Raw genomic sequence first — 23,426 nt, forward strand, 5'->3', positions numbered from 1 at the left:
ATTCGTGAAGCCGTGGTCCCTGGAGTTCGCTCCGGGGACCACGGCTTTTCTGCGTTCTGTTACCGGGAGTTCATGTGCCGCCGCCAGCATCGCCGTCATGGGGACGACGACACTGGGCAGCACGCTGCGATCGAAGCTCGAAGAGCAGCACATAGGCGTTGGGGACGAAGTCGTCGTGCCCGCCTACTGCGACAGCGAGGTGGCCGCCGCCGTACGGGAAGTCGGAGCACTGCCGGTCTTCGCCGACGTCGAGCGGGAGAGCCTCTGCCTCGATCCCGCGTCCGTCGCCGCGGTGGTGAGCGAACGGACCGCCGCCGTGATCCCCGTGCACACCTTCGGGTATCCCGCCGACATGGTGTGTCTGCGCGCGTTGGCGCAGCGGCACGGAGTGAAGGTGATCGAGACGGAGGAGGAGACGGCCGTCTCCTCGGTGGAGACCGCGCGGCGTCGACAGCACGCGGAGTTCCTGAGCGCGCGACTGAACGGTGTGATCGTCCCGCGGGCCGCGGCCGGCGTGCGGCACGCGTACGAGCAGTACGTGGTCCGGGTCCCGGGGAACGGACGGCCCGACCGGGACGCCTTCAAGCAAGCGTTGAGGGCGCGTGGAGTGCCGTGCCACGTGCCGGTGAAGACGCCCCTGTACCGGCTGCCGGAATTCCGGGCGGACATCTGGTTGCCCGAGACCGAGCGGGCGACGGACGAGTGCCTGGCGCTGCCGCTGGACGCGGCGATGTCCCGTCGCGATCTGCAGAGGATCGTCTCGGCGTGCAACGCGCTGGGCGGACTGCTGATGGAGCCCGCCTGTTGAGCCGGCCGAACTCCCGGAAGCGATCCCCGGAAAGGCTCCGGGGCCGGGGTGGTCGGAAGGGCTCCGAAGTTCAGGTATGATCTACTCCGTTGCCGCGCCCCAATAGCTCAGTCGGCAGAGCGTCTCCATGGTAAGGAGAAGGTCTACGGTTCGATTCCGTATTGGGGCTCAGGGAAAGAGAACGAGGAGGCCCCCGCCTTAAGGCGGGGGCCTCCTCGTCGTTCGTCTCGTTCGCCCTCGCGCTCGCTCGTATTCGTCACTCGGGGACGCGCATCGCGAGGATCGCCATGTCGTCGGAGGGAGCGTCGGCGGCGAAGCGTTCCACGGCGCGCATGATGCGCGCGGCGACGGCACCCGCCGTCAGGCCCGTACACGTGGTGAGGACGTCCGCGAGGCCGTCGTCCCCCAACATGCGGGCGCCCTCGCGGCGTTCGGTCACGCCGTCGGTGACGCAGAGCAGGACGTCGCCCGGGTCGAGGGTGACCGTTTCCTCGTACAGCTCCAGGTCCTCCAACACGCCCAGCAGCGGCTGCGGTTCGGCGGCCGGCTCGACGCTGCCGTCCTGGCGCAGGCGCAGCGGCAGCGGGTGGCCCGCGCAGACGACCTTGAGGGTCGCGCCGCCCTCCGGCTTCGGCCACAGCTCGCCGTAGAGGAGGGTCAGGAAGCGGCTGCGGGCTCCCTCGTCGAGGATCGCGGCGTTGAGCCGCTCCAGGACGGCCGGACCACCGAATCCCTCGCGGGCCAGGAGACGCAGCGCGTGACGGGCGAGCCCGGTGACCGCCGCGGCCTCGGGACCGGTGCCGCAGACGTCGCCGATGGCGAAGCCGTACGCGCCGTCGCGGATGGGGAAGATGTCGTAGAAGTCGCCGCCGACCTCGTTGCCCTCTCCCGCGGCGCGGTAGATGACCTCCACTTCGACGCCCGGCACGTCGGGCAGCTCGGGCGGCAGCAGGCTGCGCTGGAGGGACTGGCTGATGGCGGTCCGCTCGCTGTAGAGCCGGGCGTTGTCGAGGGCGAGGGCGGCCCGGCGTGAGAGGTCCTCGGCGAGTTCCAGGATCTCCTGGCGGAAGCGCTCCTCGGTCGGCTTGCCCAGCGTCAGCATGCCGATGACGCGGTTGCGGGCCACCAGCGGCAGCACCACCGTCTCCCCGCCGACCGCGGCGGCGGTGGCGAGGGTGGTGCCGGTGATGCCGGCGGAGGGGCGGTCGCCGGAGAGGCCGGTCTGGTCCAGCCCCAGGCTGCGCAGGGAGGTGCGCAGGGCCGCGGAGTGCGCCGCGTCGCCCGGGGCGGTCCACACCCGGGCGCCGGGAGTGGGCACCGGATCGGGCGGGGGAACCTTGGTCAGCAGGGCCTTGAGGCCGTCGATGCGTTCCTCGTCCTCGTGCAGGACGTAGGAGAGTTCGGGCTCGGACGACTGGTCGGCGATGGTGTAGACGGCGCACCAGGAGGCGAGGGTGGGGACCGTCATCTGGGCCATCAGGGCGAGCGTCTGGTCGCGGTCGAGAGTGCCGGCGAGCAGGTCGGACGCCTCGACGAGGAAGGAGAGCGAGCCGCGGCGCAGCCTCTCCAGCTCGGTCAGCCGCGCGGACTCCACGGCGAGCGCGATCCGGTCGGCGGCGAACTGCAGGCGCAGGGCCTCCTCGTTGGTGTAGCGGCCGGGCGCCTCGGCGGCGACCCCCAGGGAACCGGTCAGCCGTCCCTCGACCTTCAGCGGGACGGTGACCACCGAGCGCATCCCCGTGCCCTCCAGCAGGGGAACCGCGCCGGGCACCGCCGTGAGGTCCTCGTGGACCGAGGGCATCCGGGCCGATCCGTACCGGCCGCTGCCCGCCTCCACGGGGACGCGGGCGAAACGCTGACGGGCGGACGGCAGTCCGGTGGTGGCGCGGACCTCGAGCTCGGTCTCGTCGTCCGTGGCCAGCAGGAGGAACGCGGCGTCGCCGTCGAGCATGTCGCGGGCGCGCTCGACGGTGCGCTGGAGGAGGCCGTCGAGGTCGTCCGGCGGGGGCGAGCCGATGAAGATCTCGAAGGGATCGGCGGCGCGTTCACGGCTCTCGGAGGCACCCGTGGTGTCGGCCGCCGCGCCGCGCGCCGGGGACTGCAACACCGCGCGCTCGTGGTCGCGCACCAGCAGGCACACGGTGGAGGGCTCGCCGTCGGCGTCGCGGACGCGCAGGTGGGAGGCGTAGACCGGGATCGTGCGGCCGTCGGCGCCGCGGATGCCGTACGAGCCCTCCCAGCGGGAGAGGGCCAGGGCCTCGGCGATGCCGGTGCCGATGCCGGGGGTGTGGGGCCAGGCCGCCAGGTCGGTGAGGGGCTTGCCGATGACCTGCTCGGAGGTGTAGCCGAACAGCTCGCGGGCGTCGTCGTTCCAGGAGGAGACGGTGCCGCCGCTGTCGACCTGCACCACGGCGACGCGGACCCGGGTGTCGGTGACGGGCAGGGCGCTGTCGGGGAGCACGGGGCCGGCGCTGCGGGTGCCGACCGGACGCTCGGGCAGGTCGAGACGGAACCAGACGCGCTTGTCGGTGGCGGTGTACTCCACGCCCCAGCGGTCGGCGAGCGAGGCGCACAGCAGCAGGCCGCGGCCCCCCTCCCGGTCGGGGTCGCCGAAGTGGTGGCCCAGGTCCTGGACGGGCAGCCCCCGGTCGGGGTAGCGGTCGGCGACCTCGACGCGCACGCTCCCGTCGCCGTCGCGCAGGCACAGGACGTCGGCGGCGGTCCCGGCGTGGACGACGGCGTTGGTGACCAGCTCGCTGGTGAGGACCACGGCGTCGTCGACGATGTCCGCCAGGCCCCAGCCCTGGAGGGTGTCCCGGACGAAGGCGCGGGCACTCGCGACCGAGCGTCCGACCGGCTCGAAGGTAGCCGCAGCTCGCGCCGTGATCACTGTTCTCCCCATGGCTCTGTCGTCGGCGTTGTGGACGTTGTCGGCGTCGTGGACGTCGGTGCCGTCCGCACGCGCCGGTGTCGAAGGTGTGCGCTGGGCGCCCACCGCCGCCGCGGTCAGCCCCTGCCCGGCACTCGCCTCGTCCACCGCAGCGCCCCTCCGTTGCCCGTCGTGATCACGTGCCATCGCGGCCCGGCGGACCGGGACGGATGGACAGCCGGATGCCAGGTTACTTACGTTCGCAGCGCGAGCGGGCCCCGGATGCGGGTGTTTCCCCCTCGGGGCGATCGGTCGGCGGTGTGCGATGCTGCCGAACTGTTATCGCCTGGTTCCACCATGGTGAAACACTGGGAAGGCTCGAAGGGAATGCCCGGGCGGAACGTTCGACCCAACGGGAGGGACACGGTGCAGTCTGGCGGAGCGGCGCGAGGCGCCAGCACGCGCACGAGGAGCGGGCGGTCCCGGGCGAGCGGGACGATCGAGGTGGAGGTGGCCGAGGTCAACCGGCTGCTGACCGCTCTCGAGGCGATGCGGGACGGGAACTTCCGCAAACGCCTCACCGTGACCGGCAACGGCCCGATGGCCGAGATCGCGGCCGTCTTCAACGAGGTCGCCGACCGGAACCTCCATCTGACCAGTGAACTGGCCCGCGTGCGCAGGGTGGTGGGCAGGGACGGCAAGCTGACCGAACGGCTGGAGACCGGGGCCTGCGAGGGCGCCTGGGCCGCGGCCATCGACGCGTCGAACGCCCTGGTGGACGATCTCGCGCGACCCGTCTCGGAGGTCGGCCGGGTGCTGTCGGCGGTGGCCGAGGGCGACCTGGAGCAGCGGATGGACCTGCGGGTCCAGGGGCCGGACGGGACGACGCACCCGCTGCGGGGCGAGTTCCTGAAGGTGGGCCGCACCGTCAACGGGCTGGTCGACCAGCTCTCGACGTTCACCGACGAGGTGACGCGGGTCGCCAGCGAGGTGGGCACCGAGGGCAAGCTGGGCGGCCAGGCGCGGGTGCGCGGCATGTCCGGGTCCTGGAAGGACCTGACGGACTCCGTCAACACCATGGCGTCCCGGCTGACCGCCCAGGTCCGCGACATCGCGCTGGTGACGACCGCGGTCGCCAAGGGCGACCTGTCCCGCAAGGTCACCGTGCACGTGGCCGGCGAGATGCTGGAGCTGAAGAACACCGTCAACACGATGGTCGACCAGCTCTCCGCCTTCCAGTCCGAGGTGACGCGGGTGGCGCGCGAGGTCGGGACCGAGGGGCAGCTCGGCGGCCAGGCGCGGGTGCCGGGCGCCGGGGGCGTGTGGAAGGACCTGACGGACTCCGTCAACACGATGGCCGGCAACCTCACCTCCCAGGTGCGCGAGATCGCGCGGGTGACGACGGCCGTCGCGAACGGCGACCTGTCGCAGAAGGTCACGGTGAACGCACGCGGCGAGGTGGCCCAGCTCGCCGAGACCATCAACACGATGACGGAGACGCTGCGCACGTTCGCCGACGAGGTGACGCGGGCGGCGCGCGAGGTCGGGACCGAGGGCATCCTCGGCGGTCAGGCGCAGGTGCCGGGCGTGGCCGGGACGTGGAAGGACCTGACGGATTCGGTGAACACCGCGTTCCGCAACCTCACGGCGCAGGTGCGGGACATCGCGCAGGTGACGACGGCGGTGGCGCGCGGCGATCTGTCGCAGAAGGTCACGGTGGACGTCTCCGGCGAGATGCTGGAGTTGAAGAACACCGTCAACACGATGGTCGACCAGCTCTCCGCCTTCGGCTCCGAGGTCACCCGGGTGGCCCGGGAGATCGGCGTCGAGGGCGAACTGGGCGGTCAGGCGCAGGTGCCGGGGGCGGCCGGGACGTGGAAGGACCTGACGGACTCCGTCAACACCGCGTTCCGCAACCTCACCGGTCAGGTCCGCAACATCGCGCAGGTGACGACGGCGGTGGCCAACGGTGACCTGTCGCAGAAGGTCACGGTGGACGTCTCCGGCGAGATGCTCCAGCTGAAGAACACCGTCAACAGGATGGTCGACCAGCTCTCCGCCTTCGCCGAGCAGGTGACCCGGGTGGCCCGGGACGTGGGAACGGAGGGCCGGCTGGGCGGTCAGGCCCGCGTCGACGGGGTCTCGGGCACCTGGAAGGACCTGACGGACTCCGTCAATTCCATGGCGGGCAATCTCACCGCCCAGGTCCGGAGCATCGCCCAGGTGACGACGGCGGTGGCGCGCGGCGATCTGTCGCAGAAGATCGAGGTGGACGCCCGGGGCGAGATCCTGGAGCTGAAGAACACCCTCAACACCATGGTGGACCAGCTCTCCGCCTTCGCGGAGCAGGTGACCCGGGTCGCCCGCGAGGTGGGCACCGAGGGACGGCTGGGCGGCCAGGCCCAGGTGCCCGGGGTGGCCGGCGTGTGGCGTGACCTGACCGACTCGGTCAACGGCATGGCGGGCAATCTCACCGCGCAGGTCCGCAACATCGCCCAGGTCGCGACGGCGGTGGCGCGCGGCGATCTGTCGCAGAAGATCGAGGTGGACGCCCGGGGCGAGATCCTGGAGCTGAAGAACACCCTCAACACGATGGTCGACCAGCTGTCGTCGTTCGCCGAGCAGGTGACGCGGGTGGCGCGCGAGGTGGGCACCGAGGGCATCCTGGGCGGCCAGGCCGAGGTGGAGGGCGTCTCGGGCACCTGGAAGGACCTCACCCAGTCCGTCAACGGCATGGCGAACAACCTGACCTCCCAGGTGCGCAACATCGCCGAGGTGACCACCGCGGTCGCCCGGGGCGACCTCTCCAAGAAGATCACCGTCGACGCCAAGGGGGAGATCCTCGCCCTGGTGACGACCGTGAACACGATGGTCGACCAGCTGTCGTCCTTCGCGGAGCAGGTCACCCGGGTGGCCCGCGAGGTGGGCACCGAGGGCCAGCTCGGCGGCCAGGCCCACGTGCCCGGGGTCACGGGCATCTGGAAGGACCTCAGCGAGAACGTCAACCTGATGGCGTCCAACCTGACGGGCCAGGTGCGCAACATCTCCCAGGTCGCGACGGCGGTCGCCAACGGCGACCTGACCAAGAAGGTCACCGTCGAGGCGCGCGGCGAGGTGGCCCAGCTCGCGGACGCCGTCAACACCATGGTGACGACGCTGTCGTCGTTCGCGGACGAGGTGACGCGGGTGGCGCGCGAGGTGGGCACCGAGGGCATCCTGGGCGGACAGGCCCACGTGCCCGGGGTGTCGGGCACCTGGAAGGACCTGACGGAGTCCGTGAACTCGATGGCCTCCAACCTCACCGGTCAGGTCCGCAACATCGCGATGGTCACCACCGCGATCGCCAAGGGCGACCTCACCAAGAAGATCGACATCGAGGCCCGGGGCGAGATCCTGGAGCTGAAGACCACCATCAACACGATGGTCGACCAGCTGTCGTCGTTCGCCGAGCAGGTCACCCGGGTCGCCCGCGAGGTGGGTACCGAGGGTCGGCTGGGCGGTCAGGCCCGGGTCGACGGCGTCTCGGGCACCTGGAAGGACCTCACCGAGTCGGTGAACGAGATGGCGGGCAACCTGACCCGCCAGGTGCGCGCCATCGCCGCGGTCGCCGCCGCGGTGACCCGCGGCGACCACAACGTGAAGATCGACGTGGACGCCGCGGGCGAGATCCTGGCGCTCCAGGACAACGTCAACACCATGATCGCCACCCTGCGCGAGACCACGCTCGCCAACCAGGAGCAGGACTGGCTCAAGGGCAACCTCGCCCGGATCTCCGGTCTGATGCAGGGACGCCGCGACCTGGAGGACGTGGCACGGCTGATCATGAGCGAGCTGACGCCGGTGGTCTCCGCCCAGCACGGCGCGTTCTTCGTGGCCGCGCCGACCGGCAGCGGCGCGGAGATCGGGGTGGGGGCGAGCGAGGACGGCTCGTACGAGCTGCGGATGATCGGCAGCTACGGCTACTCCCCGGGCACCATGCCCACCACCTTCCGTCCGGGCGAGTCCCTGGTCGGCACCGCGGCGGAGGAGAAGCGCACGGTCCTGGTCGAGCACACGCCGCCCGGCTACCTGAAGATCTCCTCCGGTCTGGGCGAGGCGCCGCCCGCCCACGTGATCGTGCTGCCGCTGCTGTTCGAGGGCAAGGTGCTCGGCGTCATCGAACTGGCCTCGTTCCAGCCCTTCACCCAGATCCAGAAGGACTTCCTGAACCAGATCGCCGAGATGATCGCCACGAGCGTCAACACGATCAGCGTCAACACCAAGACCGAGCTGCTGCTGAAGCAGTCGCAGGAACTGGCCGAGCAGCTCCAGGAGCGCTCGATCGAGCTGGAGAGCCGCCAGCGGGCGCTCCAGGCGTCGAACGAGGAGCTGGAGGAGAAGGCCGAGCTGCTCGCCAAGACCAACCGCGACATCGAGATCAAGAACTCCGAGATCGAGGACGCCCGGCAGGTCCTGGAGGAGCGCGCCGAGCAGCTCGCGGTCTCGATGCGCTACAAGTCGGAGTTCCTGGCGAACATGTCGCACGAGCTGCGCACTCCGCTCAACTCGCTGCTCATCCTCGCCAAGCTGCTGGCCGACAACGCCGAGGGGAACCTGACCCCCAAGCAGGTGGAGTTCGCCGAGACGATCCACGGCGCGGGCTCGGACCTGCTGCAACTGATCAACGACATCCTCGACCTGTCGAAGGTCGAGGCGGGCAAGATGGACGTCAGCCCGACCCGCATCGCGCTGGTGCAGCTCGTGGACTACGTGGAGGCGACGTTCCGGCCGCTCACCGCGGAGAAGGGGCTCGACTTCTCGGTGCGGGTCTCGCCGGAGCTGCCGCCGACACTCCACACCGACGAGCAGCGGCTGCTCCAGGTGCTGCGCAACCTGCTGTCGAACGCGGTGAAGTTCACCGACAGCGGCGCGGTGGAGCTGGTGATCCGTTCGGCCAAGTCGGACGTGCCGGAGTCGATCCGGGAGCAGATGCTGGAGTCCGGCTCGCTGCGCGACCCGGACGCCGACCTGATCGCGTTCTCGGTGACCGACACCGGCATCGGCATCGCGCAGAGCAAGATGCGCGTGATCTTCGAGGCGTTCAAGCAGGCGGACGGCACGACCAGCCGCAAGTACGGCGGCACCGGGCTGGGCCTGTCCATCAGCCGGGAGATCGCGCGGCTGCTCGGGGGCGAGATCCACGCGGTCAGCGAGCCGGGCCGGGGCTCGACCTTCACCCTCTACCTGCCCCTGACGCCGACCGAGCTGCCGCCCCAGGGCTACGGGCAGACCGGCGGCCCGGAGAGCACGGCTCCCCGGACGGCCGAGGGCGAGCCCGGCGCCGAGGAGGAGACGGACCGGGAGGCGGGGGGCACGCTGGACGTGCCCGCCGCGGAGCGCGCCGCCGCGGAGCTCTCCTCCCGCCGCCGTACGGTGCCCCTGCCGGAGAAGCGGCCGGCGCGGCAGGGGGACCGTCCGCGCGCGGAGGAGACGTGGGTGAACGGCGACCGGAAGGCACAGGGACGCCCGCGCGGAGCCTTCAACGGCGAGAAGGTGCTCATCGTCGACGACGACATCCGCAACGTCTTCGCGCTCACCAGCGTGCTGGAGCAGAACGGCCTGCAGGTGCTCTACGCCGAGAACGGACGCGAGGGCATCGAGGTGCTGGAGCAGCACGACGACGTGGCGCTCGTCCTGATGGACATCATGATGCCCGAGATGGACGGGTACGCCACGACCGCGGCGATCCGGCGGATGCCCCAGTTCGCCGGGCTGCCGATCATCGCGCTGACGGCGAAGGCCATGAAGGGCGACAAGGAGAAGAGCATCGAGTCGGGGGCCTCGGACTACGTCACCAAGCCGGTGGACACCGATCACCTGTTGTCCGTCATGGCGAGGTGGATGCGCGGGGAGTGATGTGCGATGGTTCCGGGGCGGTGGCCGGCTCGCCGGCCGCTTGGTGCGCATTGTGTGTGAAGTGCTGTATTCGGGGAACCTTCGGGTCTCTTGCAGCGTTTCACCTATGTGCACAGTGACATCTCGGTGACAGGGTGTGGTGGGCCACGAGGTGGGGCTACCATGACCGGCACAAGAACGGGCGGCGCAAAGGAGTCGTTGCCAGTGACGGCGTCCAGGACGCTGTCGGGGCGAGGAGGACGGGCCATGGTGCAGAAGGCCAAGATCCTCCTGGTCGATGACCGGCCGGAGAATCTTCTGGCGCTGGAGGCCATCCTCTCCGCGCTGGATCAGACGCTGGTGCGGGCATCGTCAGGGGAGGAGGCGCTCAAGGCGCTGCTCACGGACGACTTCGCGGTCATCCTGCTGGACGTGCAGATGCCGGGCATGGACGGTTTCGAGACCGCCGCCCACATCAAGCGGCGCGAGCGCACTCGGGACATCCCGATCATCTTCCTCACCGCGATCAACCACGGTCCGCACCACACCTTCCGCGGCTACGCCGCCGGTGCCGTCGACTACATCTCCAAGCCGTTCGACCCGTGGGTGCTGCGGGCGAAGGTGTCGGTCTTCGTCGACCTGTACATGAAGAACGTCCAACTGCGTGAACAGGCCGCCCTGCTCCGGCTCCAGTTGGAGGGTCAGAACGCGGAGGAGGACGGCGCCAAGGGGCCCTCGGTCCTGCTGGCCGAGCTCTCCGCGCGTCTGGCGGCGGTGGAGGAGCAGGCCGAGGCGCTCTCCAAACAGCTGGACGAGTCCGCGGACGCCGCGGCGGTCGCCACGGCGGCCCACCTGGAACGCAAACTCACCGGCCTGCGGCGGGCACTCGACGCCCTGGAGCCGGGCAACGGCGGCCGGACGAGCTCGCTGCCGTCGCAGAACTGACACCGGACGGGCCGCGTCGCCCGGGCGCACCGGAACCTGGCGGGGCGTCACGTGCCCCGCGCCGGCGCCGCACCCGTCCCACCGGCCCCGTGGGTGTCCGTGTCCGGCGGGTCCGTCGCGGGTAATCTCGGCATCATGGCCTCACGTACGTCCGGCAAGGCCGCCAAGAAGGCGCCCGCGAAGAAGGCTCCGGCCAGGAAGCCCCCGGCATCGAGGTCCGCCGCCGCCAGGAAACCACCGGCGAAGAAGGCGGCGGCCAAGGCGCCCCCGAAACCCGCGCCGTCGCCCACCAACGGCGTCTACCGCCTCGTCCGCGCCCTGTGGCTCGGTCTCGCCCACACCGTCGGCGCGCTGTTCCGCGGCATAGGCCGCGGCGCCCGGGGGCTGGACCCCGCGCACCGCAAGGACGGGCTCGCCCTGCTGCTGCTCGGCATCTCCCTGGTGGTCGCGGCCGGCACCTGGTCCAATCTGCACGGCCCCGTCGGGGACCTGGTCGAGATGCTGGTGACCGGCGCCTTCGGACGCCTCGACCTGCTGGTGCCGGTGCTGCTGGGCACCGTGGCCGTGCGCCTGATGCGGCATCCGGAGAAGCCGGAGGCCAACGGACGGATCGTCATCGGGCTCTCCGCGCTGGCCGTGGGGCTGCTCGGACTGGTGCACATCGCCTGCGGTGCCCCGGGGCGGGGCGAGGGCGACGAGGCGTTGCGGGACGCGGGCGGCATGATCGGCTGGGCCGTGTCCAAGCCCCTGATCCTCACCGTCAGCGAGGCGCTGGCCGTTCCCCTGCTGCTGTTGCTGACCGTCTTCGGGCTGCTGGTCGTCACCGCCACGCCCGTCAACGCCATCCCCCAGCGGCTGCGGCAACTGGGCGTACGGCTGGGCGTGGTGGCGGAGAACGACGGACGGCACGGAACGTACGACGTGTACGACGCGTACGACGACCCCGGGGAGGACGAGCCCCGGCCGCGGCGGGCGAACCTCCGCAAGGGCGACGACGACGCCTTCCGGGCGGAGAAGGAGGCGCTGGACGGCCGCCGCCGCTCCCGCCGTCCCGCGCCCGCCTCCGACGACTTCCCGGACGCGGTGGACGTGGCCGCCGCCGCGGCGGCCCAACTGGAGGGGGCCGTCCTGCACGGCGTCCAGCCCTCGCCGCTGGTCGCCGACCTCACCAGCGGGGTCAGGGCCGACCGGGAGGAGCGCGAGCGCACCGGCGCCCCGACGGCCCCGACGCTCCCGGAGGCGCAGGAGGCACAGGACGTCCGGGAGGCCCCGGCGTCCGGCGGGCGGAGGGCGTCGCGCTCCGGGCGGACCTCCGTGCCGGACCTGACCAAGACGGCCGCCGAGCCCGCCGAGTCCCTGCCGCCGCGTGCCGAGCAACTCCAGCTCGCCGGGGACGTCACCTACACGCTGCCCCCGCTGGACCTGCTGCGGCGCGGCGGCCCGGGCCGCACCCGCAGCGCCGCCAACGACGCGGTCGTCGCGGCGCTGACCAACGTCTTCTCCGAGTTCAAGGTGGACGCGGCCGTCACCGGCTTCACCCGCGGCCCGACGGTCACCCGCTACGAGGTGGAGCTGGGGCCGGCGGTGAAGGTCGAGAAGATCACCGCCCTGGCCAAGAACATCGCCTACGCCGTCGCCAGCCCGGACGTGCGGATCATCAGCCCGATCCCCGGCAAGTCGGCGGTCGGCATCGAGATCCCCAACACCGACCGGGAGATGGTCAACCTCGGCGACGTGCTCCGTCTGGCGGAGGCCGCGGGCGACGACCATCCGCTGCTGGTCGGCCTCGGCAAGGACGTCGAGGGCGGGTACGTCACGGCCAACCTGGCGACGATGCCGCACGTCCTGGTCGCGGGCGCGACCGGGTCCGGAAAGTCCTCCTGCATCAACTGCCTGATCACCTCGGTGATGGTCCGTGCCACCCCCGAGGAGGTCCGGATGGTGCTGGTGGACCCCAAGCGGGTCGAGCTGACGGCGTACGAGGGCATCCCGCACCTGATCACCCCGATCATCACCAACCCGAAGAAGGCCGCCGAGGCCCTGCAGTGGGTGGTGCGCGAGATGGACCTGCGCTACGACGACCTGGCCGCCTACGGCTTCCGGCACATCGACGACTTCAACGCGGCGGTCCGCGCCGGCAAGGTGAAGGCGCCCGAGGGCAGCGAGCGGGAGCCGGCGCCGTACCCGTACCTGCTGGTCATCGTGGACGAGTTGGCCGACCTGATGATGGTCGCGCCGCGCGACGTGGAGGACGCGATCGTACGGATCACGCAGCTCGCGCGGGCCGCGGGCATCCATCTGGTGCTGGCCACCCAGCGTCCCTCCGTCGACGTCGTGACGGGGCTGATCAAGGCGAACGTGCCCTCGCGGCTGGCCTTCGCCACCTCCTCCCTCGCCGACAGCCGGGTCATCCTCGACCAGGCGGGTGCCGAGAAGCTGATCGGCAAGGGCGACGGCCTCTTCCTGCCGATGGGGGCCGGGAAACCCACCCGTATGCAGGGCGCCTACGTCACGGAGGAGGAGGTCGCGGCCGTCGTGGCGCACTGCAAGAAGCAGATGGCGCCGGTCTTCCGCGACGACGTCCTGGTCGGACAGGGCAAGAAGAAGGAGATCGACGAGGAGATCGGCGACGACCTCGACCTGCTGTGCCAGGCGGCCGAACTGGTGATCAACACGCAGTTCGGCTCCACCTCGATGCTCCAGCGGAAGCTGCGTGTGGGGTTCGCCAAGGCGGGCAGACTGATGGACCTGATGGAGTCTCGCGGGGTGGTCGGTCCCAGCGAGGGGTCGAAGGCCAGAGACGTACTGGTCAAGCCGGACGAGCTGGACGACGTGCTGGCGATGATCCGCGGCGAAACTCACTCGTAGGAGTGAGAAGGGCAACCGTTTCCCCTGGTTAAACGTCAACTTGGAGGAGGTCGCGGTCATGTGTTCACCGTTGGACGGCAAGGCCATCCCTATGGCGGACAGACGCCCTCCGCCCGCTTGCCCCACCCTTCCGCCCCCCCTCTAGACTGAACATCCAGCAGGTGGCTACACGCTCGAAAGGCGCCCCCGTGTCCATCGGCAACTCCCCCTCAGAAGACCGGCCTTCCGTCGGTCAGGCGATCCAGAAAGCCCGCATCGACGCACGACTGACGGCTGACGAGGTCAGCGCGACCACCCGCATCCGCGTCCCGATCGTGCACGCCATCGAACAGGACGACTTCTCCCGGTGCGGAGGCGACGTCTACGCCCGCGGCCATGTCCGCACGCTCGCCAAGGCCGTCGGGCTGGACCCGGACGAACTGGTGGCCCAGTACGACGCCGAGCACGGCGGGCGTCCGGCACCGACCCCCGCGGCCGCCCTCTTCGAGGCCGAGCGCATCCGTCCCGAGCCCAGCCGTCCCAACTGGACCGCCGCCATGGTGGCCGCGATCGTGGCGGTGGTCGGTTTCGTGGGATTCACCCTCTTCAGCGGCGACGACGAGCCGGCGCGCACCCCGGTGGCCCAGGAGGACGCCTCCGACACCGCCGAACGGCCCGACCCGGCCAAGCCCGCCGACCCCAAGCCCGAGCCGGAGCCGTCCGAGTCCGACAGCGCCATCGCCGCCGCCCCGGCGGACAAGGTCACGGTCAAGCTGGTCGCCGAGGACGGCAGCAGCTGGATCTCGGCCGAGGACCACAACGGGCGACTGCTCCACGAGGGCGTGCTCAAGGACGGGGACTCCAGGACCTTCACCGACGACAAGCGGATCGACCTGGTGCTCGGCAACGCCGGCGCGGTCACCCTCTTCGTCAACGGCAAGGAGGTCGACAAGGTGGGCGAGGTCGGCCAGGTGCAGCGCGTCAGCTACACCAAGGGCGATCCCGAGCAGGGATGACCAAACCCTGACGGCGGGAGGGGCGGCGGGGACGAAGTAGGCTGAGTCCATGCCCGAACGCCGTACCGTCGCCCTCGTCACCCTTGGCTGCGCACGTAACGAGGTGGACTCGGAGGAGCTCGCGGGCCGTCTGGCGGCGGACGGCTGGGAGCTCGTCGAGGACGCCGCCGAAGCGGACGTCGCCGTCGTCAACACCTGCGGTTTCGTCGAGGCCGCGAAGAAGGACTCCGTCGACGCCCTGCTGGAGGCCAACGACCTCAAGAAGACGGCCTCCGAGGGGGGCGGCCGCACCAAGGCCGTGGTCGCCGTCGGCTGTATGGCGGAGCGCTACGGCAAGGAACTGGCCGAGGCGCTCCCCGAGGCCGACGGCGTACTCGGCTTCGACGACTACGCCGACATCTCCGAGCGGCTGAGGACCATCCTCGCCGGGGGCGGACACGTCTCGCACGTCCCGCGCGACCGACGCAAGCTCCTGCCCATCAGCCCGGTCGAGCGCCGGAACGTCGCCGTCGCGCTGCCCGGCCACGGCGACGCCGCCGCCTCCGCGCCCGCCGACCTCCCCGACGGGGTGGCGCCCGCCTCCGGCCCCCGGGCACCGCTGCGGCGCAGGCTGGGAAGCAGCCCGGTCGCCTCGGTGAAGCTGGCCTCCGGCTGCGACCGCCGGTGCTCGTTCTGCGCCATCCCCTCCTTCCGCGGGGCCTTCGTCTCCCGCCGCCCCTCGGACGTGCTGGCCGAGACCCGGTGGCTGGCCGAGCAGGGGGTGAAGGAGATCATGCTGGTCTCCGAGAACAACACCTCCTACGGCAAGGACCTGGGCGACATCCGGCTGCTGGAGACGCTGCTGCCGGAACTGGCCGCCGTGGACGGCATCGAACGGGTCCGGGTGAGCTACCTGCAGCCCGCCGAGATGCGACCGGGGCTGATCGACGTCCTGACCGGGACGGAGAAGGTCGCCCCCTACTTCGACCTCTCCTTCCAGCACTCGGCTCCGGGCGTGCTGCGCGCCATGCGCCGCTTCGGCGACACCGACCGCTTCCTGGAACTGCTGGAGACCATCCGCTCCAAGGCGCCGCAGGCGGGCATCCGGTCGAACTTCATCGTGGGCTTCCCCGGTGAGAGCGAGGCGGACCTCGCCGAACTGGAGCGGTTCCTCACCCGTGCGAGGTTGGATGCGATCGGCGTCTTCGGGTACTCGGACGAGGAAGGTACCGAAGCGGCGACCTACGAGGACAAGATCGACCCGGAGGTGGTGGCCGAACGTCTGGCCCACATCTCACGGCTCGCGGAGGAGTTGACCGCGCAGCGCGCGGAGGAGCGCATCGGCGAGACCGTACGGGTGCTGGTCGAGTCGGTGAACGAGGAGGACGGCCCGGTGGGGCGCGGGGAGCACCAGGCCCCCGAGACCGACGGGCAGGTCTTCCTCACCGGCTCCTCGAGGTTCTCCGTGGGACAGATGGTCGAGGCGAAGGTGGTGGCGACCGAGGGTGTGGATCTCGTTGCCGAGCCGCCCCCGGGCATCGCGTGGGGGCACCCCGAGAATGAGGAGGCGGGAACATGACGGACGTCCACGCCTCCACGGCGAGCGGTGGACCTGTGGTGAGACCGAAGAGCGCCCCCAAGAACAGCGCCGCCCGCAAGGTGAGCCTGTGGAACATCGCCAACATCCTCACCATGGTGAGGCTGCTCCTGGTGCCGGGCTTCGTGATCCTGATGCTCGCCGACGGCGGGCACGATCCGGCCTGGCGCTCTCTCGCCTGGGCGGCCTTCTCCATCGCCATGATCACCGATCTCTTCGACGGCGAGCTGGCGCGGCGGTACGACCTGGTCACGGACTTCGGCAAGATCGCCGACCCGATCGCGGACAAGGCGATCATGGGCGCGGCGCTGATCTGCCTCTCGGCGCTCGGCGACCTGCCCTGGTGGGTGACGGGCGTGATCCTCTTCCGGGAGATCGGCATCACCGTGATGCGCTTCTGGGTGATCCGGCACGGCGTCATCCCGGCCAGCCGCGGTGGGAAGATGAAGACCCTCGCCCAGGGGATCGCCGTGGGGATGTACATCCTGGCGCTGACCGGACCGCTCGCCACGCTGCGCTGGTGGGTGATGGCCGTGGCCGTGGTGTTGACGGTCGGCACCGGTCTGGACTACGTGCGGCAGGCGGTGACCCTGAGGCGGGCCGGGCTGGCGGCGGAGCGCGCCCATGAACGGTGAGACCGCCACGGCACAGGCGTTGAAGCTGCTGAAGGACCGCGGACAGACCGTCGCGGCCGCCGAGTCGCTCACGGGAGGGCTGGTCGCCGCCGAACTGACCGAGGCCCCCGGGGCCTCGGCGACCGTACGGGGCTCGGTGACCGCCTACGCCACCGCCGTCAAGCACGAGGTGCTGGGCGTGGACGGGGCCCTGTTGGAGGAACGGGGCGCGGTCGACGCCGAGGTGGCCCGCCGGATGGCGGAGGGAGTCCGGCGGGTGCTGGGCGCGGACTGGGGCCTGGCGACGACCGGGGTCGCCGGTCCCGAGCCCCAGGACGGACAGCCGGTCGGCACGGTCTACGTGGCGGTCGCCGGCCCGGACGGGTCGGAGCGGGGCCTCCGTACCGTGGCGCGGCGGCTCAGCCTGGACGGCGACCGGAAGGAGATCCGCGACGCGAGCGTCCGCGAGGTCATCCGACTGCTCTTGAGCGAACTCATGGAAAATGCGGCGACAAAGGATACGGAACACAGTGGGGGGAATGGATGTTTGCAGCCCTGAGTGAACACAGCATCGCTCCCCGCACGGCCGCGGTTGTAGGCGGTACGGTGGGGCATGAAGGATCCGGGTCAGCGGTCCTAGGAGGGAGCCACCGATGATTCTGCTCCGTCGCCTGCTGGGTGACGTGCTGCGTCGGCAGCGCCAGCGCCAGGGCCGTACCCTGCGCGAAGTCTCCTCGTCCGCCCGGGTGTCACTCGGTTACCTCTCCGAGGTCGAGCGGGGTCAGAAGGAGGCTTCCTCCGAACTGCTCGCGTCGATCTGCGAGGCGTTGGACGTGCGGATGTCCGAGCTGATGCGAGAGGTCAGCGACGAGCTGGCCCTCGCGGAGCTGGCGGAGTCCGCGGCGAGCGACACGGTGCCCGCGCCGATGCGCCGTCCCGTTCTCAATCCGGTGTCCGTGACGTCCGTCACCGGGCGCCCGGACGAACGGGTGACGATCAAGGCACCGACGGAAGCCGTCGACGTCGTCGCCGCCTGATCGACGCAGCCCGAGGCACACGCCGGGACAGTCGGCACGGGCCCGGACCGGTCGCACACCGCGCACCGGCCGGGCCCGATACCGCAGGCGTGCCGTCCGGGGCGTCCGCGTCGCGCGTACGCCGGTGGGCAGCGAGCCGCCGGGTGATGAGCGCCGGTTCGGGCGAACGGTGGTTCGGAGCAGGGTACGGGCGGGCGCCGCGCTGCCCACCATGGAACGCGACGTGCTCCGGCACGCCGTCGGTCAGGAGGGGGACGGCCCCGTTTGACAGCGCGGACACCAGTACGCCACCCGCTGCCGATCGGCCGGGTCGGGCGTCTGTTTACGGACGGTGGTGCCGCAGCGCAGACACGGTTTTCCCCCACGCCCGTACACCCACAGGTTCCGGTCGCTCCGGACGTCGCCGGTGGTGACGCGCAGAGACCGTTCCTTGTTCACCTCCAGCAGCTTCCCGGCCAGGGCCGGCAGCCGCTCGGGCCTGGGCACCTCTCTCATCGGCAGCCAGGGGGTGACCCGTGTCAGGAAGCACAGCTCCGCCATGAAGACGTTGCCGATGCCGGCGAGGTTGCGCTGGTCCAGCAGGGCCTCGCCGACCGGGCGGGCCGGGTCGGCGAGCAGGCGCCGCAGCGCCTCGTCCGGATCCCAGTCGGGGCCGAGGAGATCCGGCCCCAGGTGGCCGACCACCCGGTCCTCGTCGGCGGTGCGCAGCAGGTCGAGGACGGGGAGGCGGTACCCCACGGCCGAGCGGGCGGCGGTGGCGAGGACCGCGCGGATCTGGTGGCCCGGGCCGCCGGTCCACCGTTCGTCGGGCGCGTAGACGCGCCAGGCTCCGTCCATCCGCAGGTGGGAGTGGAGCGTGAGACCACCCTCGAAACGGGTGAGGAGGTGCTTGCCCCGCGCGGTGGTCTCCAGCACCCCGCGGCCGGTGAGGTCGACGGTGGCGAGCTTCGGCACGCGCAGGTCGCAGCGGGCGACGGGCGCCCCCGACAGCGCCCGGTGGAGCTGCCGGGCGGTGCGCCAGACCGTGTCTCCCTCGGGCACCGGAACCGCCTTTCCTCGTCGTCCGCCCGTGTCCGTGTCCGCCCCTGTGCCGCCTCCACTGTGGCACGCCCCGGGCACCACCGGGCGCCGTCACGCGCGCAGCCGCATCCCCCGCGGGGTGGCGTGGAAGCCGGCCGTCTCCAGGGCTCGACCGAGCGGCGAGCCCAGCACGGGGGAGCCGTTGGCGCGCTCGACGGTGAGCGTGCCCACCATGCCCTGGCGCGTGGCGCGGGCCAGGGCCTCGACCGCGGCGTCCAGCGCCGGGCCCTCGGTCCGCCAGGCCAGCAGCGTCCTGCCGCCGCGCTCCAGGTAGAGGATCAGCTCGCCGTCCACGAGGACCACCAGGGAGCCCGCCTTCCGCCCGGGCTTGTGGGCGGCGGCGCGTGCCGTGCCGGAGCCGTCGGCGGAAGCCGTCGGGGGGTCGGGCCACGGCAGGGCGGCGCCGTAGGCGTTGGCGGGATCGGCGGCGGCGAGCACGGCGGTCCGCGGACGGGTGCCCTCCGGCTTCTCCCGGGCCGTGGCGATCGCGCGCAGCCGGTCCACCGCCCCGTCCATGGCGAACTGCGCGGCGCCCAGGCCCTCCACCACGTAGCCGCGTCGGGCCTGACCGCTCTCCTCGAAGACCGACAGCACGCGGTACGCGGCCGAGAAACCGCCCTCCACCCCCTCGGCGGCGACGGCCCCCCGGGTGACCACGCCGTGCCGGTCCAGGAGGGTGCGGGCCAGCGCGTGGGCGCGGTGGGTGGGGTCCGTCTCCCGCTCGGGCAGCAGCGACCAGCGGCCCGCCACGGTCGGGGGACCGGTACGGGAGGCGGTGGGGCGGGACGCGGCGGAGGACGCCGGCGAGGAGAGCAGGGCCAGGGAGCCGTACCGGCCCCGGGGCGTGGACCGCCTGGCGCGGTGCGCCGTGGCCCCCGCCGTACGGCCGGACCCGAGCAGGGCGCGCAGGGGGGCGAGGGTGTCGTTGGTGAGCCGCCCGGACCAGGCCAGCTCCCAGACGGCCTCGGCCAGCTCGGGGTCGGGCACCTCGACCCCGGCGGCGCGGACCCGTTCGGCGATCTGCCGGAAGAACAGCCCGTACCCGCCCGAGAGCGCGTCCAGGACCGCCCGGTGGACGGTGGTGAGCTCCAGCGGATGCGCCGGCGGCAGCAGCAGGGGCGCGGTGTCGGCGAGGTGGAGACGGACCCAGCCGTCCTTGCCGGGCAGCGCGCCGGCGCCCGCCCAGAGCACCTCTCCGGTGGTGGTCAACTCGTCCAGCATCGACGGGTGGTAGTCGGCGACCCGGGAGGGCAGGACCAGCTTCTCCAGCGCGGAGGCGGGCACGGGCGCGCCCTGCAACTGCTCGACGGCGCGCAGCAGTCCGTCGATGCCGCGCAGACCGCCCGCGCCCAGGTGCTGCCACTGGGGGAGGAAGGCGGCGAGCGCGGCGGGCGGCACCGGCTCCAGCTCCTGGCGCAGCGCGGCCAGGGACCGGCGGCGCAGCCGCCGGAGCACGGTGGGCTCGCACCACTCCTGCTCCACCCCCGAGGGATGGAACTCGCCCTGGACCAGCCGGCCGGAGGCCGCCAGCCGGTGCAGCGCGCCGTCGGCGACCGCCGTGCCCAGCCCGAAGCGTTCGGCGGCCCGGGCCGTGGTGAACGGGCCGTGGGTGCGCGCGTACCGGGACAGCAGGTCGCCGAGCGGGTCGGGAACGGGCTCGGTGAACGCCTCGGGCACGCCCACGGGCAGTGCCGCGCCGAGGGCGTCGCGCAGCCGTCCGGCGTCCTCGATCGCCGCCCAGTGCTCACGGCCGGCGATGCGGACCCGGATGGCGCGCCGGGCGTGCTCCAGCTCGCGCGCCCACCGGGGCTCGGCGCCCCGCTCGGCCAGTTCGTCGTCGGTGAGCGGGCCCAGCACGCGCAGCGCGTCGGCGACGGCCTCGACGTCCTTGACCCGGTGGACGCCGTCCTCGCCGGGGAGCCACTGCAGTTCGCGCTCCAGCTCGGCCAGCACCTCGGGGTCGAGCAGCTCGCGCAGCTCGCTGTGGCCCAGCAGCTCGGCCAGCAGCCGGGAGTCCAGCGACAGGGCGGCGGCCCGGCGCTCGGCGAGCGGCGAGTCGCCCTCGTACAGGTACTGCGCGACGTAGCCGAACAGCAGGGAACGGGCGAACGGGGACGGCTCCGGGGTGGTGACCTCCACCAGACGCACCCGACGCGCCTCGATGTCGCCCATCAGCTCGGCGAGGCCGGGCACGTCGAAGACGTCCTGGAGGCACTCGCGCACGGCCTCCAGCACGATCGGGAAGGACCCGAACTCGCTCGCCACCTGGAGCAGTTGCGCGGCGCGTTGGCGCTGCTGCCACAGCGGGGTGCGCTTGCCCGGATCGCGGCGGGGCAGCAGCAGGGCGCGGGCGGCGCACTCGCGGAACCGCGACGCGAACAGGGCCGAGCCGCCGACCTGGTCGGTGACGACCCGCTCCACCTCGTCCCGGTCGAACAGGACGTCGGCGGCGCCGACCGGCGGCTCCTCCGGCTCGTGGCCCGAGGCGCCGAAGTCCGCGCCCGGGCCCGGCCCCGTACCGAGGTCCGCGTCGGGGTCGAAGCCCAGCAGGTCGGTGTCGGGCAGGCGGAGCACGATGCCGTCGTCGGCGTGCATCACCTGCGCGTCCATGCCGAACCGCTCGCTCAGCCTCGCGCCCAGCGCCAGCGCCCAGGGCGCGTGCACCTGGGCGCCGAAAGGAGAGTGGACGACGATCCGCCAGTCGCCCAGTTCGTCGCGGAAGCGCTCCACGACGATCGTGCGGTCGTCGGGCACGTGCCCGCAGGCGCGGCGCTGCTCGTCGAGGTAGGTCAGCACGTTGTCGACGGCCCAGTCGTCCAGGCCGGCCGCGGCCAGCCGCTTCCGGGCGGCCTCGGGCGTCAGGCCGCCCACCTCGCGCAGGAACGCGCCCAGCGCGCGGCCCAACTCCAGTGGGCGGCCGAGCTGATCGCCCTTCCAGAACGGCAGCCGTCCCGGAACCCCCGGGGCGGGGGAGACCAGCACCCGGTCGCGGGTGATGTCCTCGATCCGCCAGCTGGTCGTGCCCAGGGTGAACACGTCGCCCACCCGCGACTCGTAGACCATCTCCTCGTCCAACTCCCCGACGCGGCCGCCGCCCTTCTTCGGGTCGGCGCCGGCGAGGAAGACGCCGAACAGCCCGCGGTCGGGGATCGTCCCGCCCGAGGTGACCGCCAGCCGCTGCGCACCGGGGCGCCCGCCGACGGTGTGGGCGACGCGGTCCCACACCAGGCGCGGACGCAGCTCGGCGAAGGCGTCGGAGGGGTAGCGTCCGGCCAGCATGTCCAGCACGGCGGTGTACGCCGACTCCGGCAGCGACGCGAAGGGCGCGGCGCGCCGGACGACCGCCAGCAGCTCGTCCACGTCCCAGGTGTCCATGGCCGTCATGGCGACGAGCTGCTGGGCCAGCACGTCCAGGGGGTTGGACGGCACCCGCAGGGCCTCGATGGCGCCCTCGCGCATCCGCTCGGTGACCACCGCGGCCTGGACCAGGTCGCCGCGGTACTTGGGGAAGACCACCCCGGCCGAGACCGCGCCCACCTGGTGGCCCGCGCGGCCCACCCGCTGGAGGCCGGAGGCGACCGAGGGCGGGGACTCGACCTGGATCACCAGGTCCACCGCGCCCATGTCGATGCCCAGCTCCAGGCTGGAGGTGGCCACCACGGCTGGCAGGCGTCCCGCCTTGAGGTCCTCCTCGACCCGGGCCCGCTGCTCCTTGGAGACCGAGCCGTGGTGGGCGCGGGCCAGCACCGGCGGCGCCCCGCCGGCCGCGCCGGATCCCCCCATCAGCTCCGCGGGCGAGTGGTCCTCGGGCACCGGCTCGCCGGTGGCCCGCTCGTAGGCGATCTCGTTCAGCCGGTTGCACAGCCGCTCGGCCAGACGGCGGGAGTTGACGAAGACGATCGTCGAGCGGTGGGCCTGGACGAGGTCGGCGATCCGCTCCTCGACCGACGGCCAGATCGACGGCCGATCGCCGCCGTCGCCGTTCGCGTCCTGCGCGGGCGAGCCGCCCAGCTCGCCCATGTCCGGCACGGGCACCACGACCGACAGGTCGAACTCCTTGTCCGTGGGCGGCTGCACGATCCGCGCGCCGCGCCGGGGCGACAGGAAGCGCGCCACCTCGTCCACCGGGCGGACCGTCGCCGACAACCCGATCCGCCGGGCCGGGCGGTCCAGCAGCTCGTCCAGCCGCTCCAGGGAGAGCGCCAGATGGGCGCCGCGCTTGGTGCCGGCCACGGCGTGCACCTCGTCCAGGATCACCGTCTCGACCCCGCGCAGGGCCTCGCGGGCGGCGGAGGTGAGCATCAGGAAGAGCGACTCGGGTGTGGTGATCAGGATGTCCGGGGGGCGCCGGACCAGCGCCCGGCGCTCGGCGGCCGGGGTGTCCCCGGAGCGGACCCCGACCCGGATGTCCGGCTCGGGCAGCCCCAGCCGCACCGACTCCTGCCGGATGCCGGTCAGCGGGCTGCGCAGGTTCCGCTCCACGTCCACCGCCAGCGCCTTCAGCGGCGAGACGTACAGCACCCGGCAGCGGCGGGTCGGATCCGCGGGCGGAGGCGTGGCGGCCAGCCTGTCCAGGGAAGCGAGGAAGGCGGCCAGCGTCTTGCCGGAGCCGGTCGGCGCGACGACCAGCACGTCGCTGTCCTCGGCGAGCGCCCGCCAGGCGCCTTCCTGGGCGGCGGTGGGCGCGTGGAACGCCCCCGTGAACCACGCGCGGGTCGCGGGGGAGAACATGTCGAGAGCCGGTGGCCGGTCCATGCGTC

General features: G+C 72.2%; 12 protein-coding genes and 1 tRNA gene. 10 read left to right on the plus strand and 3 right to left on the minus strand.

The features are described 5' to 3' along the window. Nucleotides 1-97 precede the first annotated feature (97 nt). Both ABD335_RS17055 and ABD335_RS17060 read left to right on the plus strand, forming a co-directional pair. A complete protein-coding gene (locus ABD335_RS17055; protein WP_344323768.1) occupies nt 98-808 on the plus strand; it encodes a DegT/DnrJ/EryC1/StrS family aminotransferase in 711 nt (236 codons plus the stop codon). 96 nt (nt 809-904) lie between these two features. Beyond that, nucleotides 905-977, plus strand: a tRNA-Thr gene (locus ABD335_RS17060). A gap of 87 nt (nt 978-1,064) precedes the next feature. Here ABD335_RS17060 and ABD335_RS17065 read toward each other — a convergent pair. Continuing rightward, on the minus strand, nt 1,065-3,698 hold the full coding sequence (locus ABD335_RS17065; protein ID WP_344324690.1) for a SpoIIE family protein phosphatase: 2,634 nt from the start codon (nt 3,696-3,698) through the stop codon (nt 1,065-1,067). 405 nt (nt 3,699-4,103) lie between these two features. Between ABD335_RS17065 and ABD335_RS17070 the strand changes: the two genes are divergently transcribed. The 8 genes from ABD335_RS17070 (at nt 4,104) to ABD335_RS17105 (ending at nt 17,586) form a co-directional block, all read left to right on the plus strand. Next, nucleotides 4,104-9,572, plus strand: a complete 5,469-nt coding sequence (locus ABD335_RS17070) for a HAMP domain-containing protein (RefSeq protein ID WP_344323771.1) — start codon at nt 4,104-4,106, stop codon at nt 9,570-9,572. A 246-nt stretch (nt 9,573-9,818) separates the two neighbouring features. Further along, nucleotides 9,819-10,496 carry a response regulator gene (locus ABD335_RS17075; RefSeq protein ID WP_344323773.1) on the plus strand — a complete coding sequence of 226 codons (678 nt, stop codon included), beginning with the start codon at nt 9,819-9,821 and terminating at the stop codon, nt 10,494-10,496. A 135-nt stretch (nt 10,497-10,631) separates the two neighbouring features. Then, a complete protein-coding gene (locus tag ABD335_RS17080) occupies nt 10,632-13,364 on the plus strand; it encodes a DNA translocase FtsK (RefSeq protein WP_344323775.1) in 2,733 nt (910 codons plus the stop codon). 188 nt (nt 13,365-13,552) lie between these two features. Then, a complete protein-coding gene (locus tag ABD335_RS17085) occupies nt 13,553-14,359 on the plus strand; it encodes a helix-turn-helix domain-containing protein (protein ID WP_344323777.1) in 807 nt (268 codons plus the stop codon). 49 nt (nt 14,360-14,408) lie between these two features. Next, the gene (rimO, locus tag ABD335_RS17090) at nt 14,409-15,917 is read left to right on the plus strand and encodes a 30S ribosomal protein S12 methylthiotransferase RimO (RefSeq protein WP_344323779.1); all 1,509 of its coding nucleotides are present in this window, start codon (nt 14,409-14,411) and stop codon (nt 15,915-15,917) included. Continuing rightward, nucleotides 15,914-16,570, plus strand: coding sequence for a CDP-diacylglycerol--glycerol-3-phosphate 3-phosphatidyltransferase (gene pgsA, locus ABD335_RS17095; RefSeq protein WP_344323780.1), 657 nt, complete (start codon nt 15,914-15,916; stop codon nt 16,568-16,570). The genes rimO and pgsA overlap by 4 nt, the downstream gene beginning before the upstream one ends. Further along, nucleotides 16,560-17,108 (plus strand): CinA family protein, encoded by a 549-nt coding sequence (locus ABD335_RS17100; protein WP_344323783.1) that lies wholly within the window; start codon nt 16,560-16,562, stop codon nt 17,106-17,108. Before pgsA ends, ABD335_RS17100 begins: the two co-directional genes overlap by 11 nt. Nucleotides 17,109-17,202: 94 nt before the next feature. Continuing rightward, on the plus strand, nt 17,203-17,586 hold the full coding sequence (locus tag ABD335_RS17105; protein WP_344323785.1) for a helix-turn-helix domain-containing protein: 384 nt from the start codon (nt 17,203-17,205) through the stop codon (nt 17,584-17,586). A 243-nt stretch (nt 17,587-17,829) separates the two neighbouring features. Here the strand turns inward: ABD335_RS17105 and ABD335_RS17110 are convergent, their stop codons facing one another. Together ABD335_RS17110 and ABD335_RS17115 are read right to left on the minus strand one after the other, a co-directional pair. Then, on the minus strand, nt 17,830-18,627 hold the full coding sequence (locus ABD335_RS17110; protein ID WP_344323787.1) for an Fpg/Nei family DNA glycosylase: 798 nt from the start codon (nt 18,625-18,627) through the stop codon (nt 17,830-17,832). A gap of 90 nt (nt 18,628-18,717) precedes the next feature. Further along, nucleotides 18,718-23,421, minus strand: coding sequence for an Lhr family ATP-dependent helicase (locus ABD335_RS17115; protein ID WP_344323789.1), 4,704 nt, complete (start codon nt 23,419-23,421; stop codon nt 18,718-18,720). Nucleotides 23,422-23,426 lie beyond the last annotated feature (5 nt).

It is taken from the genome of Streptomyces macrosporus, assembly GCF_039533145.1.
In the GTDB taxonomy this organism is placed as follows: Bacteria; Actinomycetota; Actinomycetes; order Streptomycetales; family Streptomycetaceae; genus Streptomyces; species Streptomyces macrosporus.

Coding starts and splice junctions, on each gene's coding strand:
- pgsA (WP_344323780.1), top strand. CDS start 15,914: ATGACGGACGTCCACGCCTCCACGGCGAGCGGTGGACCTGTGGTGAGA.
- ABD335_RS17075 (WP_344323773.1), top strand. CDS start 9,819: ATGGTGCAGAAGGCCAAGATCCTCCTGGTCGATGACCGGCCGGAGAAT.
- ABD335_RS17115 (WP_344323789.1), bottom strand. CDS start 23,421: ATGGACCGGCCACCGGCTCTCGACATGTTCTCCCCCGCGACCCGCGCG.
- ABD335_RS17080 (WP_344323775.1), top strand. CDS start 10,632: ATGGCCTCACGTACGTCCGGCAAGGCCGCCAAGAAGGCGCCCGCGAAG.
- ABD335_RS17055 (WP_344323768.1), top strand. CDS start 98: ATGGGGACGACGACACTGGGCAGCACGCTGCGATCGAAGCTCGAAGAG.
- ABD335_RS17105 (WP_344323785.1), top strand. CDS start 17,203: ATGATTCTGCTCCGTCGCCTGCTGGGTGACGTGCTGCGTCGGCAGCGC.
- ABD335_RS17100 (WP_344323783.1), top strand. CDS start 16,560: ATGAACGGTGAGACCGCCACGGCACAGGCGTTGAAGCTGCTGAAGGAC.
- rimO (WP_344323779.1), top strand. CDS start 14,409: ATGCCCGAACGCCGTACCGTCGCCCTCGTCACCCTTGGCTGCGCACGT.